Raw genomic sequence first — 14,048 nt, 5'->3', positions numbered from 1 at the left:
GAACGGTAAGCCGCCGGTCAGCGCTCCCCCGCACGCTCTTCCCATGACGAACTCGACACCGCACCCCGCCCGCCTCTCCCACCTCGACGTCCTGATCTCCGGCGCCAGCGTCGCGGGCCCGGCCCTCGCCTTCTGGCTCACCCGCTACGGGGCCCGCGTCACCGTCGTGGAGAAGGCGCCCGTCCTGCGCGAGGGCGGTTTCGCCGTGGACTTCCGCGGCGAGGTCCACCGCACCGTCCTGCAGCGCATGGGCATCTGGGACGAAGTCCACCGCCACCAGACCGACATGGGCCGCCAGACCGTCGTCGACGTCGACGACAAGGAGCGGGTGGATCTGCCCGCGTTCCTGATGAGCGGCGACGTGGAGATCTTCCGCGGCGACCTCTCCAAGATCCTCCACGAGCGGACGAAGGACTGTGCGGAGTACGTCTTCGGAGACTCCATCGCCTCGCTGACCGAGCACTCCGAAGGCATCGACGTCACCTTCGAGAACGGCGCGCCCCGCCGCTTCGACCTCGTCGTCGGCGCCGACGGTCTGCACTCCAACACGCGCCGCCTCGTCTTCGGGGACGAGTCCCGCTACCTGCGCCACCAGGGCTACTACGTGGCGGGCTTCCCGATGCCGAACCACCTCGGCCTGGACCGCACCGCCCGGATGTGCTGCGACCCCGGCCGCATGATGGGCCTCAGCAACTACGGCCGCGACCCGCACGCGGGCGTGAGCCTCGTCTTCAAGGCGGAGCCCATCGACTACGACCGGCACGACACCGCGCAGCAGAAGCGGATCCTCGCCGAGCGGTTCGCCGATCTCCCCTGGAAGCACGCCCCCGCCGCCCTGGCGGCCCTTCAGGAGGCCGACGACCTCTACTTCGACGCGATCGCCCAGATCCACGTCGACCGGCTCTCACAGGGCCGTGTGGCGCTCCTCGGGGATGCCGGGTACGGCGCCACGATGGGCGGCATCGGCACCGGCACGGCGCTCGTCGCCGCGTACGTCCTGGCCGGGGAGCTGGCCGCCGCCCGCGGCGATCACAAGGCGGGCTTCGCCGCGTACGAGGCGGAGATCGGCGCCTACGCGAAGGGCTGCCAGAAGATCTCCGGGAACGCGGGGCCGTTCCTCGCCCCGGCCACCGAACGGAAGATGCGCAGCCGCGACCGGATGTACCGGATGCTGAGCTCCCGCTTCCTCGCGGGCTTCTTCAAGCGGCTCACGGAGAAGGCGGCGAGCGACCTCGTCCTCAAGGACTACGCGGCGTACGGCGGTTACGCGGGCGACGCCCCGTCCCTGAACCGCCAGCCGTGATCCACCGGGCCGATCCCGCCGCCGAGCGCGAACCCGGCGGCGATGGCCCCGGTCACGTACTCCTTGGCCGAGGCGACGGCTGCCGGTACGGGCTGCCCTTGTGCCAGCCGCGAGGCGATCGCGCTGGCGAGGGTGCAGCCCGTGCCGTGCGTATGACGGTTGTCGTGGCGCGGGGCACGGAACCAGTGCTCTTCGGAGCCGTCGGTCAGCAGGTCCGTGGCGTCGCCCTGGAGGTGGCCGCCCTTGATGAGCGCCCAGGACGGCCCGTACGCGAGGAGGGCCGCGGCCGCGCGCCGCATGTCGTCCTCCGACTCGACCTGTACGCCGGTGAGTTGGGCGACCTCGTCCAGGTTCGGCGTCGCGACGGTGGCGGCCGGGAGCAGCTTGGTGCGGACGGCGTCGAGCGCGGAGGCGGCGAGCAGCGAGTCGCCGTGCTTGGAGACGCCGACGGGGTCGACGACGGCGGGGGCTTCGGTGCCCGCGATCAACTCGGCGACGGTCTCGACCAGTTCGGGCGAGGCGAGCATGCCGGTCTTGACGGCCTGGACGCCGATGTCGTCGACGACGCTGCGGTACTGGGCCCGCACCGCCTCCACGGGGAGCTCCCAAACCCCCTGGACGCCCAGGGAGTTCTGCGCGGTGACGGCCGTGACGACGCTCATGCCGTGCGCGCCGAGGGCGAGCATGGCCTTCAGGTCGGCCTGGATGCCGGCGCCGCCTCCGGAATCGGAGCCCGCGACCGTCAACACACGCGCGGGGACGGTCATTCGGAGGCTCCGCTCTCCCCGTTGTCCCCGAAGTGGTCCCAGCCCTTGCTCGTCCAGGGCGCCCCGTCGACGGTGACCTGGGGCAGTGCCGAGGGGTTGAGGACCTCGCCGATGACCTTCCAGCGGGCGGGCAGCTTCACGTCGGACGGGAACGTCGCGACGATGGCGTGGTCCTCGCCGCCGTTGAGCACCCACTGCAGCGGGTCGACGCCGACGGCCTGCCCGATGTCGTTCATCTGCGAGGGCACGTCCACGTCTCCGGAGCGGATGTCGATGCGGACCTTGCTGGCCTCGGCGATGTGGCCGAGGTCGGCGATGAGCCCGTCGCTCACGTCCGTCATCGAGGTCGCGCCGAGCCCGGCGGCCGCGGGGCCCGCGTGGTACGGCGGTTCGGGCCTGCGGTGGGCCTCCACGAAGGCGCGCGGCGAGCGGAAGCCGCGGGAGAGCACCGCGTGCCCGGCAGCGGACCAGCCGAGCCAGCCGGTGACCGCGACGACGTCGCCGGGCTGCGCTCCCGCGCGCGTGACGGGTTCGTGGTTGCGCAGGTCGCCGAGCGCGGTGATCGAGACGGTGATGGTGTCTCCGCGTACGACGTCGCCGCCGACCACGGCCGCGCCCGCCACCTGGCACTCGTCCCGCAGGCCGTCCATGAGCTCCGTGGGCCAGCTGGCGGGGAGTTCGGCGGGGACGACCAGGCCGAGCAGGAGCGCGGTCGGCACGGCGCCCATGGCGGCGATGTCGGCGAGGTTCTGGGCGGCGGCCTTGCGGCCCACGTCGTAGGCGGTGGACCAGTCGCGGCGGAAGTGGCGCCCCTCCAGGAGGATGTCGGTGCTCGCCACGACCCGGCGGTCGGGGGCGGAGACGACCGCCGCGTCGTCGCCGGGGCCGAGTCGTACGGCCGGGGTGGAGGTCAGGCGCGAGGTGAGCTCTCTGATGAGCCCGAACTCCCCCAACTCGCCAACGGTGCCCTTCATGCGTGCGCTGCCCCTTCTGCCCCGGTCCGCTTGCGGTCGCGAGCCGTCACTGTCGTCGGTACGGTCGACGTGACCGTCAACTTCTGTTGTCCGTCCGCCGCGATGTGCGCGCCACAGCTCCCACAGGTCTCCCCGTGGCGAGCGACGACGCGGTACCGTGGCGTCCCTTCTTCCCACATGATCCTCGTGGCCGCCCTGGAGGTTCCGTGGTACAGGCGTACATCCTGATCCAGACCGAGGTCGGCAAGGCGTCGACCGTCGCCGAGCTGATCGGCAAGATCCCGGGAGTGATTCAGGCCGAGGACGTGACCGGTCCCTACGATGTCATCGTGCGCGCACAGGCGGACACGGTGGACGAGCTCGGCCGCATGGTGGTCGCCAAGGTCCAGCAAGTGGACGGCATCACGCGAACCCTGACCTGCCCCGTCGTGCACCTGTAGCCCCCGTCTACGCTTGGCCGGTGTTCTCTTCCCGCATCCGGCGCCGCTGCCTCACAGGAACGTCCGCTCTCGCCTTGTTGATCACGACAGCGGCCTGCTCCTCTACGGACGACGAGGCGTCAGTGACGGTTCCGTCGCCGGATGCGAAGGCCGCAGGACTCTGCCGGGACCTGCACGCACAACTCCCGAAGAAGCTCGACGGGCTTGAGCGCACCGACCCCGGCCCCACGTCGGACCTGACCGCCGGGTGGGGAGATCCGGCGATCATACTGCGCTGCGGTGTGGAGCGGCCCCCCGAGATGGTCGATCCCGATTACGCCCCGAACAACGGCGTAAAGGTGAACGGCGTCGCCTGGCTCCTGCAGAAGCACGACGACGGCTCGTACACCTTCACCACCGGGGCGCGCCTGGCCTACGTCGAGGTGACGCTGCCCAAGGAACGGACGGGGGACGGTCTCGGCCCGCTCACGGACTTCGCCGCCCCCATCAAGAAGACCATCCCCAAGGGGATCGCCTGAGCACGTCGTACGTGCGTCAGCGCAGCCCCGTCGAGCGGGTCAGGGCCGCCGTCAGGAGCCGGTCCACCAGCTCCGGGTAGCTGACGCCGCTCTTCTCCCACATCTGCGGGTACATGGAGATGGGCGTGAAGCCGGGCATCGTGTTGATCTCGTTGATCACGAACTGCCCTTCCTCGGTGAGGAAGAAGTCCGCGCGGACGAGCCCCTCGCAGGACGTGGCCTCGAAGGCGGCGACGGCCAGGCGCTGGACCTCCGCGGTCTCCTCGGGCGTCAGGGGGGCGGGCACGATGCCGGGAGTCGAGTCGATGTACTTCGCCTCGAAGTCGTAGTACTCGTGGGCCTGCACCGGCGGGATCTCGGCGGGCACGCTCGCGCGCGGGCCGTCCTCGAACTCCAGGACCCCGCACTCGATCTCGCGGCCGCGCAGCAGCGACTCGACGAGGATCTTGGGGTCGTGGCGCCGGGCCTCCTCGATCGCCTCGTCGAGACCTTCGAAGGAGTTGACCTTCGTGATGCCCATCGACGAGCCCCCGCGCGCGGGCTTGATGAACAGCGGCCAGCCGTGCTCACCGGCGAACTCCGCGATGCGCGCCCGCGCCCCGGACTCGTCCTGCTCCCACTCGCGCGGGCGGATCACCAGGTACGGGCCGACGGGCAGCCCGAAGGAGATGAAGATCCGCTTCATGTACTCCTTGTCCTGGCCGACGGCCGAGGCGAGCACACCCGCGCCCACGTAGGGCACTCCGGAGAGCTCGAGCAGCCCCTGGAGGGTGCCGTCCTCTCCGTAGGGACCGTGCAGCATCGGGAAGACGACGTCGACCTCGCCGAGCGCCTTGGGCACGGAGCCGGGCTCGCTGTAGACGACCTCGCGGGAGCTGGGGTCCAGGGGCAGGACGACGCCGCCCTCCACGGAGTCGGCGAGCTGATCGACGTCCGGCACCCGGCGGTCGGTGATGGCCATCCGGTCGGGCTCGTCGGCGGTCAGGGCCCAGCGGCCGTCGCGGGTGATGCCGATGGGCAGCACGTCGTACTTGGTGCGGTCGATGGCGCGCAGTACGGCGCCCGCGGTGACGACGGAAATGCCGTGCTCCGAGCTGCGGCCGCCGAAGACGACGGCCACCCGCGGCTTGCGGAGCGGCTGCTCAGGGCTCTGCTCGGGGCTCTGGGGGAGGTTCTCGCTGCTCATATTGCGTTTGAGGGTACCCGCTGCCCAGAAAGTAGTCAGCGTCCCTCGGCCACCATCAAGAACCGGTCAGGCCCGCTCGGGCTTGGCGCTGCGGGACATCAGCTCCTTGAGCGCGACCAGCGGCGGCGTCCCCTCGTGCACGATGCCGACGACGGTCTCCGTGATCGGCATGTCGACGCCGTGCCTGCGGGCCAGATCCAGCACGGACTCACAGGACTTGACGCCCTCGGCGGTCTGCTTGGTGACCGCGATGGTCTCCTCCAGGGTCATGCCCTTGCCGAGGTTGGTGCCGAAGGTGTGGTTGCGCGACAGCGGCGAGGAGCAGGTGGCCACCAGGTCGCCGAGGCCCGCGAGTCCGGAGAAGGTCAGCGGGTCGGCGCCCATCGCGAGGCCGAGCCGGGTCGTCTCGGCGAGCCCGCGCGTGATGAGCGAGCCCTTGGTGTTGTCGCCGAGGCCCATGCCGTCGGCGATGCCCACGGCGAGGCCGATCACGTTCTTGACGGCGCCGCCGAGTTCACAGCCGATCACGTCGGTGTTGGTGTACGGGCGGAAGTACGGGGTGTGGCAGGCCGCCTGGAGGCGCTGCGCAACCGATTCGTCCCGGCAGGCGACCACGGCGGCGGCGGGCTGCCTGGCGGCGATCTCGCGGGCCAGGTTGGGGCCCGTGACGACGGCGACGCGGTCCCCCGGGACCTTCGTGACGTCCTCGATGACCTCGCTCATCCGCATCGCGGAGCCGAGTTCGACGCCCTTCATGAGGGAGACGAGAACGGTGTCGGGGGCGAGCAGCGGGGCCCACTTGGCGAGGTTGCCGCGCAGGGTCTGCGAGGGCACCGCGAGGACCGTGAAGTCGGCGCCGTCCGCGGCCTCGGCCGGGTCGGTGGTCGCCCGCAGGTTCTCGGGGAGTTCGACGCCGGGGAGGTAGTCGGGGTTGCTGCGCGTGGAGTTGACCGCTTCGGCGAGTTCGGCGCGACGGCCCCACAGGGTGACGTCGCAGCCCGCGTCGGCGAGCACCATGCCGAAGGCCGTACCCCACGAGCCCGTTCCGAAGACGGCGGCCTTCACGGGGCCAACCGGGTTCATGGAGTTCGTCACTTGCTGTCCTCCGCACCGTCGGTGCTGTCGGTGCCGTTCGTGCTGTCGCTGTCGGCGTTGTTCTTGGCCTTGGCCTTGCGCCGCTGTTCGATCCGCGCCTGGCGCGGGTCGAAGCGCGTAGCGGGTGCCTTCTCGCCGCGCAACTCCTCGAGGAGTTCGGTGATCGCGGCCATGATGGCCTCCGTCGCGTCCTTGAGGACCTCCGGAGTCATCTCCTTGTCGTAGAAGCGCTCCAGGTCGACCGGCGGCCCGGCGAGCACCGTGTGCGTCTTGCGCGGGAAGAGGTTCGGCTTCTTCGCGTACGGCGGCAGAACGAGGTTGGCGCCCCACTGAGCGACGGGAATCACCGGGCACTTGGTCTGCAGGGCCACGCGCGCGACGCCCGTCTTGCCCGTCATGGGCCAGAGTTCGGGGTCGCGGGTGAGGGTGCCCTCGGGGTAGAAGGCGACGCACTCGCCGCGCTCCACGGCGTCGATCGCGGCGCGGAACGCGCTGAGGGCGTTGGTGGACTCGCGGTACACGGGGATCTGTCCGGTGCCGCGCATGACGGACCCGACGAAACCCTTCTTGAAAAGACCGTGCTTCGCGAGGAATCGCGGAACTCGCCCGGTGTTGTACTGGTAGTGCGCGTACGCGAACGGATCGAGATGCGAATTGTGGTTCACCGCGGTGATAAAACCGCCGTCGGCCGGAATGTGCTCCATTCCACGCCAGTCCCGCTTGATCAGAACCACCAGCGGCGGTTTAGCGATGACCGCCGCCAGGCGGTACCAGAAGCCGATTCTGCGGCGGGACACTCGGACACCTTCCTCCATGAGCCTGGTCGGCCGCACAAGTGTCGCCCCAGGCTGCCTGTCTGTCGAGAACACCGTACGCCCGCCCGTCTCCCGCCACCGCCCCTGCATCGAGGCGCTGCGCGCCACCTCACCCTCTGCCCGTCCTGAGGCACCTCACCACGGCAGACAACAATGAACCCCGAGCCAACGGACGGAGCGCACGTGCACTGGACCCTCGTGATACCGCTGAAACCCTTGGTCCTGGCCAAGAGCAGGCTCGGACCGAGCACGGGCGACAGCCTGCGCCCCGGCCTCGCCCTGGCGTTCGCGCAGGACACCGTGGCCGCGGCGGTGGCCAGCGCCGCGGTACGCGATGTGGCGGTCGTCACGGCGGACGCGCGCGCGGGGCGGGAGTTGGCGGCCCTGGGCGCCCGTATCGTCCCCGACGAGCCCGCACAGGGCCTCAACGCCGCGCTCGCGCACGGGGTGGCCGCTGTGCGCGCCGAGCGTCCGGACGCGGCCGTCGCGGCCCTGAACGCCGATCTGCCGGCGCTGCGCCCCCATGAATTGGCCCGGGTCCTGGATAGCGCGGCCCAATTCCCCCGGTCATTTCTGCCGGATGCCGCCGGAATCGGGACAACACTGCTCGCCGCGGCCCCGCACACGGAATTGCGCCCGGTTTTCGGCACCGCCTCCCGCGCCCGCCACACGGCCTCCGGCGCCCGGGAACTCACCCTCGACGGCGTCGACTCCGTGCGCCAGGACGTGGACACCGGCGACGACCTGCGGGCCGCTCTCGCACTCGGCGTGGGCCCGCGCACCGCGACGGCGGCCGCCCAGCTCCTGATCGCGGACTGAGTACGCTTCCCCCATGCAGGCGACCGCGTACACATACGACCCCGAATCCCGCACCGGCAGCGTGCTGCTCGACGACGGCACCCCCGTGCCGTTCGGCGCACCGGCCTTCGACGCCGGCGGCCTGCGCCTGCTGCGGCCGGGGCAGCGGGTGCGCATCGAGGTCGAGGGTGCGGGCGAGGAGCGCCGCATCACGCTGGTGACGCTGCAGACCTTCTGACGCACGCCGCACGGGCTTTCCGACGCACGCCGCACGGCTTTCACGGATACGGGCCCCAGGCCGCTCTTCCGGCCGGCAGTCGGCCCGTACGCCCCCGAACGCGCCGCGGGCCGGGCTCCCCTGGGGGAAGCCCGGCCCGGCGCGTGAGTAGCCCGGTGACCCTCAGCCCTTACTTCTTGCGGGCGGTGGCCTTCTTGGCGGTGGTCTTGCGCGCCGTGGACTTCTTCGCGGGCGCCTTCTTGGCGGTGGCCTTCTTCGCCGGCGCGGTCTTCTTGGCCGTGGCCTTCTTGGCGGTGGTGGCCTTCTTCGCCGTCGCCTTCTTGGCCGTGGTCTTCTTCGCCGTGGCCTTCTTGGCGGTCGTCTTCTTCGCCGTCGCCTTCTTGGCCGTGGTCTTCTTCGCCGCAGTCTTCTTCGCGGTGGTCTTCTTCGCCGTCGCCTTCTTGGCCGTGGTCTTCTTGGCGGCCGCCTTCTTGACGGTCGAACGGGACGAAGTGCCACTCGAGAGGCTGCCCTTCGGCGCCTTCTTGACCGCGACGTCGTTCTTCGGGAGCTTCTTCGAGCCGCTCACCAGGTCCTTGAAGCCCTGGCCCGCGCGGAAGCGGGGCACCGAGGTCTTCTTGACCCGGACGCGCTCCCCGGTCTGCGGGTTGCGGGCGTAGCGGGCCGGGCGGTCCACCTTCTCGAACGAGCCGAAGCCGGTGACCGAAACACGGTCCCCGCTGACAACGGCACGGACGATGGCGTCGAGTACCGCGTCGACGGCGTCGGCGGCCTGCTGACGGCCGCCAACCTTGTCGGCAATCGCTTCTACGAGCTGCGCCTTGTTCACGTCTTCCCCTTCGGAGACATTGCCTGGAGCGAATTGCTCAGGCTTTTTCGCACGTTAGGCAGATATATACCGCAAATCAAACACGAAACGGGCTAATCACCCTTGTGCCGCAACGAACTGGACCATCTCGGAGTTCCACGAAGGCATGTTGAGGCCGGCCGCTCAGGCGTCCTCGGGGAATCGGCCCTCGTCGAGGTCCGCCATCAATCGCTCCAGACGCCTTGCCGCATCGGCGAGATCGTGTTTGGCCGCGGCCGTAATGACCAGCAGCTTCCGGGTCAGCGCCATCCGTACGCCCTCCGGGACTTGCAGTGCGCGCACCCGGGAGTGCGCTTCCTTCAGTTGGTCCGCGACGAGCCCGTAGAGCTCGAGTTGGCTGTCACGTCCCATGCACCGATTGTGCCATCTGGGGCGAGTTGTCGCCTCCGCAGGGGGTAACTACCCACCTCTGGAGGCATCCTGAGACTCCCTGGCAAGGCCAAGGGCAAGGGACTTTCAAGCCTCTTCTGCCGCAAGAATCAAGGTAGTTGAGACCACCCGTTCAGGTCATCCCGGGGTGGCGCGAGGCACACATGGAAGTACCCCCAACCGGCCACGATTGGGGGTACTTCGAGATGCTCGGGCTCGCCGTGGGGCGATTCAGACCTGCACGGTGCGGGGCTTGTAGGAGGGCCGCTCGGCCTCGTACGCCGCGATGTCGGCCTCGTTCTGCAGCGTGATGCTGATGTCGTCCAGGCCGTTGAGCAGCCGCCAGCGGGCGTTCTCGTCGAGCTCGAAGTCGGCGGTGACGCCCTCGGCGCGGACCTGGCGATCCTGCAGGTCAACGGTGATTTCGGCCTGCGGGTCGCGCTCGGTCAGCTCCCAGAGCGCGTCCACGACCTTCTGGTCGAGCACGACGGTGAGCAGGCCGTTCTTCAGCGAGTTGCCGCGGAAGATGTCGGCGAAGCGGGAGGAGATGACCGCCTTGAAGCCGTAGTTCTGCAGCGCCCAGACGGCGTGCTCGCGCGAGGAACCCGTACCGAAGTCGGGGCCGGCGACCAGGACCGTGGCGCCCTTGCGCTCGGGCCTGTTCAGGACGAAGTCGGCGTCCTTGCGCCATGCCTCGAAGAGGCCGTCCTCGAAGCCGTCCCGGGTGACCTTCTTCAGCCAGTGGGCGGGGATGATCTGGTCGGTGTCGACGTTGCTGCGGCGCAGCGGGACGGCCCGGCCGGTGTGCGTGGTGAATGCTTCCATGACTCTCAGACTCCGGCGGTGGCGGGGGCGTCGGACAGGTCGGCGGGCGAGGCCAGATGGCCGGTGACCGCGGTGGCGGCGGCGACCTGCGGGGAGACCAGATGGGTGCGGCCGCCCTTGCCCTGCCTGCCCTCGAAGTTGCGGTTCGACGTGGACGCCGAGCGCTCCCCCGGGGCCAGTTGGTCGGGGTTCATGCCCAGGCACATCGAGCAGCCCGCGTGCCGCCATTCGGCGCCCGCCGCGGTGAACACCTTGTCCAGACCCTCCTCGACGGCCTGCAGGGCCACCCGCACCGAGCCGGGCACGACCAGCATCCGTACGCCGTCGGCGACTTTGCGACCCTCGACGATGGCGGCGGCCGAGCGCAGGTCCTCGATACGGCCGTTGGTGCACGAGCCTACGAAGACGGTGTCGACCTTGATGTCGCGCAGCGGCTGCCCGGCGGTCAACCCCATGTATTTCAGGGCGTTTTCGGCGGCGAGGCGCTCCGAAGCGTCTTCGTACGAAGCCGGGTCGGGGACCGCGGCCGAAAGCGGCGCACCCTGGCCGGGGTTGGTGCCCCAGGTGACGAACGGGGCCAGTTCGGCGGCGTCGATGTAGACCTCGGCGTCGAAGACCGCGTCCTCGTCCGTCCTCAGGGTCTTCCAGTACGCCACCGCGGCGTCCCAGTCGGCGCCCTGCGGGGCGTGGGCGCGGCCCTGGATGTAGTCGAAGGTGGTCTCGTCGGGGGCGATCATGCCCGCGCGCGCACCGGCCTCGATGGACATGTTGCAGATGGTCATGCGGGCCTCCATCGAGAGCTTCTCGATGGCCGAGCCGCGGTATTCCAGGATGTAGCCCTGGCCGCCGCCGGTGCCGATCTTCGCGATGATGGCGAGGATCAGGTCCTTGGCCGTGACGCCCTCGGGCAGTTCGCCGTCGACGGTGATGGCCATGGTCTTGGGGCGGGCCATCGGCAGCGTCTGCGTGGCGAGCACGTGCTCGACCTGCGAGGTGCCGATGCCGAACGCCAGGGCGCCGAAGGCGCCGTGCGTCGAGGTGTGCGAGTCGCCGCAGACGACCGTGGTGCCGGGCTGGGTCAGGCCCAGCTGCGGTCCCACCACGTGGACGACGCCCTGCTCGACGTCGCCCAGGGAGTGCAGCCGGACGCCGAACTCGGCGCAGTTCTTGCGCAGCGTCTCCAACTGGGCCCGCGAGACCGGGTCCGCGATGGGCTTGTCGATGTCGAGGGTCGGGGTGTTGTGATCCTCGGTCGCGATGGTGAGGTCGAGCCGCCGCACCGGACGACCACCCTTGCGAAGGCCGTCGAACGCCTGCGGGCTGGTCACCTCGTGCAGCAGGTGCAGATCGATGAAGAGGAGGTCGGGCTCGCCCTCGGCGCGCCGGACGACGTGGTCGTCCCAGACCTTCTCCGCGAGTGTCCTACCCATCGCTTTCCCTCCGACCGGCCTTGGTGAGCCGGCCCAACTAGAGAATCTGTCCGCCGCCGCCCGTACCCCTCGTACCGGACGCCGGCCACGAATCCGTTGGTCATCGGACCGCTCGTACAGAGTGGCGTGTTCCACGGAAATTTGAACTTGCGTTTCACAGAGTGAGACGCGAGTATCGACGCATGGACAACTCTAGCGGCGTCGGCGTTCTCGACAAGGCGGCTCTCGTCTTGAGCGCCCTGGAGTCCGGTCCGGCCACCCTCGCGGGACTGGTCGCGGCGACCGGACTGGCTCGACCCACGGCACACCGCCTTGCCGTGGCTCTGGAACACCACCGGATGGTGGCGCGCGACATGCAGGGCCGTTTCATTCTCGGCCCGCGGCTCGCGGAACTCGCGGCGGCGGCCGGTGAGGACCGCCTCCTCGCCACGGCGGGCCCGGTCCTGACGCACCTGCGGGACGTCACGGGCGAGAGCGCACAGCTCTACCGCCGCCAGGGCGACATGCGCATCTGCGTGGCCGCGGCGGAGCGCCTCTCGGGCCTGCGGGACACCGTCCCGGTCGGCTCGACGCTCACGATGAAGGCCGGCTCCTCCGCGCAGATCCTGATGGCCTGGGAGGAGCCCGAGCGCCTCCACCGCGGCCTTCAGGGCGCCCGGTTCACGGCGACGGCCCTGTCGGGCGTACGACGCCGTGGCTGGTCCCAGTCGATCGGCGAGCGCGAGCCGGGCGTGGCCTCCGTCTCCGCGCCCGTGCGGGGCCCCTCGAACCGCGTGGTGGCCGCCGTCTCGGTCTCCGGACCGATCGAGCGGCTGACCCGGCACCCGGGCCGCATGCACGCGCAGGCCGTCATCGACGCGGCCGGCCGCCTCTCCGAGGCGCTGCGCCGCACCAGCTGATCCCCGTATCAGCTGCCGCCGCTACCGGCCGCACTCCGGTACCGGCTGATTCCTCCACCGCCCGCAGGGGCCGCCTCAACGCCGCGGCGACCCCTGCGGGCGGACTCATGTCCAGCCGCCGAGGCCGCTCAGGCCGCCCCGAGACGCTCGCGCGCCCGCTCGCCGCGGCGGCCCACGGGGACCACGCCCGCGGCCTTGCCCAGGCCGAACGCCGGCATGTTCACATAGATCGACTCATGGGCCCCGGCGGGCACCACATAGGTCTCGTGCCAGAAGCCGACGTCCCCGTGCCCTTCCCGCATGCGGCGGTTGAAGGCGGCCCAGGCCGGGTGGTGCTCCTTGTCCGGCGCGGTGGCGTACGCGAAGAGCTTCTCCTTCGACTCCCAGTACTGCACGGTGTAGAGCACCCGCGGGCCGCCCGACAGCAGGCGATAGCCCAGCAGTCCGCTCTCCGGATCCCGGGACAGCTCCTTGAGCATCCTCGGCATGGCCCGGGACACGGGCCACCAACTGCGCAGCGCACGGAACTTGTTGATCCGCATCCCGATGAGGAAGACGGTCACGCCGCCTCGCGCATCGTCGGTCATACGCCCGTCGATCGGCTTGTCGCTCATGGTGATTCCCCCTTCACACCCTTCTCCACAACCTTTGGATAGTTCCGCTATCCATGCTTGGATAGTGCCACTCTCCAAGGAAGGGCGCAAGAGGAATGAGACTGGCGGAGCTGAGCGATCGCAGCGGGGTCTCCCCGGCCACGATCAAGTACTACTTGCGCGAGGGCCTGCTGCCCGCCGGGCGCCGGGTGAGCGCCACCCAGGCCGCGTACGACGAGACGCATCTGCAGCGGCTCCGCCTCGTGCGGGCGCTGATCCAGGTGGGCCGGGTCCCGGTCGCCGCCGCCCGCGAGGTGCTCGCGGCCCTGGAGGACGAGTCCCTGGACCACAACTCCCGGTTGGGGACGGCCGTCTGGGCCCTGCCGCACGGCCCGGAGCCCGAGGACGGCGACCCGGCGACGGAGGTGGCGCGGCGCACGGCCGACGCGCTCCTGGAGCACCTCGGCTGGCCCTACGTGGCGGAGTTGAGGGACGAGTCACCGGCGTACCGCATGCTGGTGACGGCGATCGCCACGATGACGCGGCTCGGATATCCGTGCTCCGTCGACGACTTGGCGCCGTACGGGCGTGCGGCCCGCCAACTGGCGGTCACCGACCTGGACTTGATGGAGCGCTACGAGCCGGCCGAGCAGCTGGAGGCGGCGGTGGCGCTGACCGTGCTGTACGAGCCGGTGCTGCTCGGCCTGCGCCGCATCGCCCAGGCCGAGGAGTCCAACCGCCGCTTCGGGAGCGGCAGAAGCGGCGACTCGGAGGCATAGGGAGACCGAGGGCGCGGGGGCACCCGGACACAGGAAAGGGGCCCTCCCTCACGGGAAGGCCCCTCACCTTTTTGTGTACCCCCGACCGGATTCGAACCGGCGCTACCGCCTTGAGAGGGCGGCGTGCTAGGCCGCTACACAACGGGGGCTA

The 14,048-nt window shown here is 70.3% G+C and carries 17 protein-coding genes and 1 tRNA gene; 7 read left to right on the top strand and 11 right to left on the bottom strand.

The window, feature by feature from the left end:
- Positions 1-43 precede the first annotated feature (43 nt).
- Positions 44-1,303: an FAD-dependent monooxygenase gene (locus tag ACFWYM_RS11180; protein ID WP_384833522.1), complete on the top strand. Its 1,260-nt coding sequence runs from the start codon at positions 44-46 to the stop codon at positions 1,301-1,303.
- On the opposite strand, the gene thiD is transcribed toward ACFWYM_RS11180, so the two are convergent.
- Both thiD and ACFWYM_RS11170 read right to left on the bottom strand, forming a co-directional pair.
- Entirely contained in the window at positions 1,264-2,070 is an 807-nt protein-coding gene (thiD, locus tag ACFWYM_RS11175; RefSeq protein WP_384833519.1) for a bifunctional hydroxymethylpyrimidine kinase/phosphomethylpyrimidine kinase, read from the bottom strand. The genes ACFWYM_RS11180 and thiD overlap by 40 nt on opposite strands.
- On the bottom strand, positions 2,067-3,044 hold the full coding sequence (locus ACFWYM_RS11170) for a thiamine-phosphate kinase (RefSeq protein ID WP_384833516.1): 978 nt from the start codon (positions 3,042-3,044) through the stop codon (positions 2,067-2,069). The genes thiD and ACFWYM_RS11170 overlap by 4 nt, the downstream gene beginning before the upstream one ends.
- Positions 3,045-3,250: 206 nt before the next feature.
- Between ACFWYM_RS11170 and ACFWYM_RS11165 the strand changes: the two genes are divergently transcribed.
- Positions 3,251-3,484, top strand: coding sequence for an Lrp/AsnC family transcriptional regulator (locus ACFWYM_RS11165; RefSeq protein WP_016642988.1), 234 nt, complete (start codon positions 3,251-3,253; stop codon positions 3,482-3,484).
- A 20-nt stretch (positions 3,485-3,504) separates the two neighbouring features.
- Positions 3,505-4,002, top strand: coding sequence for a DUF3515 domain-containing protein (locus ACFWYM_RS11160; RefSeq protein ID WP_384833513.1), 498 nt, complete (start codon positions 3,505-3,507; stop codon positions 4,000-4,002).
- Positions 4,003-4,018: 16 nt separating this feature from the next.
- Here ACFWYM_RS11160 and ACFWYM_RS11155 read toward each other — a convergent pair whose 3' ends face one another.
- From ACFWYM_RS11155 to ACFWYM_RS11145, 3 genes are all read right to left on the bottom strand, one after another.
- A complete protein-coding gene (locus ACFWYM_RS11155) occupies positions 4,019-5,188 on the bottom strand; it encodes a D-alanine--D-alanine ligase family protein (RefSeq protein ID WP_384833510.1) in 1,170 nt (389 codons plus the stop codon).
- Between the two features lie 66 nt (positions 5,189-5,254).
- Positions 5,255-6,271, bottom strand: coding sequence for an NAD(P)H-dependent glycerol-3-phosphate dehydrogenase (locus ACFWYM_RS11150; protein ID WP_384833903.1), 1,017 nt, complete (start codon positions 6,269-6,271; stop codon positions 5,255-5,257).
- Positions 6,272-6,279: 8 nt separating this feature from the next.
- Positions 6,280-7,080 carry a lysophospholipid acyltransferase family protein gene (locus ACFWYM_RS11145; protein WP_384833507.1) on the bottom strand — a complete coding sequence of 267 codons (801 nt, stop codon included), beginning with the start codon at positions 7,078-7,080 and terminating at the stop codon, positions 6,280-6,282.
- A gap of 201 nt (positions 7,081-7,281) precedes the next feature.
- On the opposite strand from ACFWYM_RS11145, the gene cofC reads away from it, so the two are divergent.
- Both cofC and ACFWYM_RS11135 read left to right on the top strand, forming a co-directional pair.
- Positions 7,282-7,917: a 2-phospho-L-lactate guanylyltransferase gene (gene cofC, locus ACFWYM_RS11140; protein WP_384833504.1), complete on the top strand. Its 636-nt coding sequence runs from the start codon at positions 7,282-7,284 to the stop codon at positions 7,915-7,917.
- A gap of 13 nt (positions 7,918-7,930) precedes the next feature.
- Positions 7,931-8,134, top strand: coding sequence for a hypothetical protein (locus ACFWYM_RS11135; RefSeq protein WP_384833501.1), 204 nt, complete (start codon positions 7,931-7,933; stop codon positions 8,132-8,134).
- Positions 8,135-8,303: 169 nt separating this feature from the next.
- Here ACFWYM_RS11135 and ACFWYM_RS11130 read toward each other — a convergent pair whose 3' ends face one another.
- From ACFWYM_RS11130 to leuC, 4 genes are all read right to left on the bottom strand, one after another.
- On the bottom strand, positions 8,304-8,963 hold the full coding sequence (locus tag ACFWYM_RS11130) for an HU family DNA-binding protein (protein WP_384833498.1): 660 nt from the start codon (positions 8,961-8,963) through the stop codon (positions 8,304-8,306).
- 162 nt (positions 8,964-9,125) lie between these two features.
- The gene (locus ACFWYM_RS11125) at positions 9,126-9,353 is read right to left on the bottom strand and encodes a hypothetical protein (protein ID WP_384833495.1); all 228 of its coding nucleotides are present in this window, start codon (positions 9,351-9,353) and stop codon (positions 9,126-9,128) included.
- A gap of 249 nt (positions 9,354-9,602) precedes the next feature.
- Positions 9,603-10,196 carry a 3-isopropylmalate dehydratase small subunit gene (leuD, locus tag ACFWYM_RS11120; RefSeq protein ID WP_384833492.1) on the bottom strand — a complete coding sequence of 198 codons (594 nt, stop codon included), beginning with the start codon at positions 10,194-10,196 and terminating at the stop codon, positions 9,603-9,605.
- Positions 10,197-10,201: 5 nt separating this feature from the next.
- A complete protein-coding gene (gene leuC / locus ACFWYM_RS11115) occupies positions 10,202-11,626 on the bottom strand; it encodes a 3-isopropylmalate dehydratase large subunit (RefSeq protein WP_384833489.1) in 1,425 nt (474 codons plus the stop codon).
- Positions 11,627-11,808: 182 nt separating this feature from the next.
- Here leuC and ndgR point away from each other — a divergent pair, with 182 nt between their 5' ends.
- Positions 11,809-12,525: an IclR family transcriptional regulator NdgR gene (gene ndgR, locus ACFWYM_RS11110; protein ID WP_384833486.1), complete on the top strand. Its 717-nt coding sequence runs from the start codon at positions 11,809-11,811 to the stop codon at positions 12,523-12,525.
- 128 nt (positions 12,526-12,653) lie between these two features.
- On the opposite strand, the gene ACFWYM_RS11105 is transcribed toward ndgR, so the two are convergent.
- Positions 12,654-13,139: a DUF4188 domain-containing protein gene (locus ACFWYM_RS11105; protein WP_384833483.1), complete on the bottom strand. Its 486-nt coding sequence runs from the start codon at positions 13,137-13,139 to the stop codon at positions 12,654-12,656.
- Positions 13,140-13,234: 95 nt separating this feature from the next.
- Between ACFWYM_RS11105 and ACFWYM_RS11100 the strand changes: the two genes are divergently transcribed.
- On the top strand, positions 13,235-13,897 hold the full coding sequence (locus ACFWYM_RS11100) for a MerR family transcriptional regulator (protein ID WP_384833480.1): 663 nt from the start codon (positions 13,235-13,237) through the stop codon (positions 13,895-13,897).
- 76 nt (positions 13,898-13,973) lie between these two features.
- Here the strand turns inward: ACFWYM_RS11100 and ACFWYM_RS11095 are convergent.
- Positions 13,974-14,046, bottom strand: a tRNA-Glu gene (locus ACFWYM_RS11095).
- Positions 14,047-14,048: the final 2 nt, after the last annotated feature.

Source organism: Streptomyces sp. NPDC059009 (assembly GCF_042740175.1).
Lineage (GTDB): Bacteria > Actinomycetota > Actinomycetes > Streptomycetales > Streptomycetaceae > Streptomyces.
This window is presented reverse-complemented; position numbering and strand designations above follow the sequence as displayed.

What these genes read in the sequence shown, in the direction of transcription:
- ACFWYM_RS11180 (WP_384833522.1), top strand. Translation starts at nt 44, where the DNA reads ATGACGAACTCGACACCGCACCCCGCCCGCCTCTCCCACCTCGACGTC.
- thiD (WP_384833519.1), bottom strand. Translation starts at nt 2,070, where the DNA reads ATGACCGTCCCCGCGCGTGTGTTGACGGTCGCGGGCTCCGATTCCGGA.
- ACFWYM_RS11170 (WP_384833516.1), bottom strand. Translation starts at nt 3,044, where the DNA reads ATGAAGGGCACCGTTGGCGAGTTGGGGGAGTTCGGGCTCATCAGAGAG.
- ACFWYM_RS11155 (WP_384833510.1), bottom strand. Translation starts at nt 5,188, where the DNA reads ATGAGCAGCGAGAACCTCCCCCAGAGCCCCGAGCAGAGCCCTGAGCAG.
- ACFWYM_RS11150 (WP_384833903.1), bottom strand. Translation starts at nt 6,271, where the DNA reads ATGAACCCGGTTGGCCCCGTGAAGGCCGCCGTCTTCGGAACGGGCTCG.
- ACFWYM_RS11135 (WP_384833501.1), top strand. Translation starts at nt 7,931, where the DNA reads ATGCAGGCGACCGCGTACACATACGACCCCGAATCCCGCACCGGCAGC.
- ACFWYM_RS11125 (WP_384833495.1), bottom strand. Translation starts at nt 9,353, where the DNA reads ATGGGACGTGACAGCCAACTCGAGCTCTACGGGCTCGTCGCGGACCAA.
- leuD (WP_384833492.1), bottom strand. Translation starts at nt 10,196, where the DNA reads ATGGAAGCATTCACCACGCACACCGGCCGGGCCGTCCCGCTGCGCCGC.
- leuC (WP_384833489.1), bottom strand. Translation starts at nt 11,626, where the DNA reads ATGGGTAGGACACTCGCGGAGAAGGTCTGGGACGACCACGTCGTCCGG.
- ndgR (WP_384833486.1), top strand. Translation starts at nt 11,809, where the DNA reads ATGGACAACTCTAGCGGCGTCGGCGTTCTCGACAAGGCGGCTCTCGTC.
- ACFWYM_RS11105 (WP_384833483.1), bottom strand. Translation starts at nt 13,139, where the DNA reads ATGAGCGACAAGCCGATCGACGGGCGTATGACCGACGATGCGCGAGGC.
- ACFWYM_RS11100 (WP_384833480.1), top strand. Translation starts at nt 13,235, where the DNA reads ATGAGACTGGCGGAGCTGAGCGATCGCAGCGGGGTCTCCCCGGCCACG.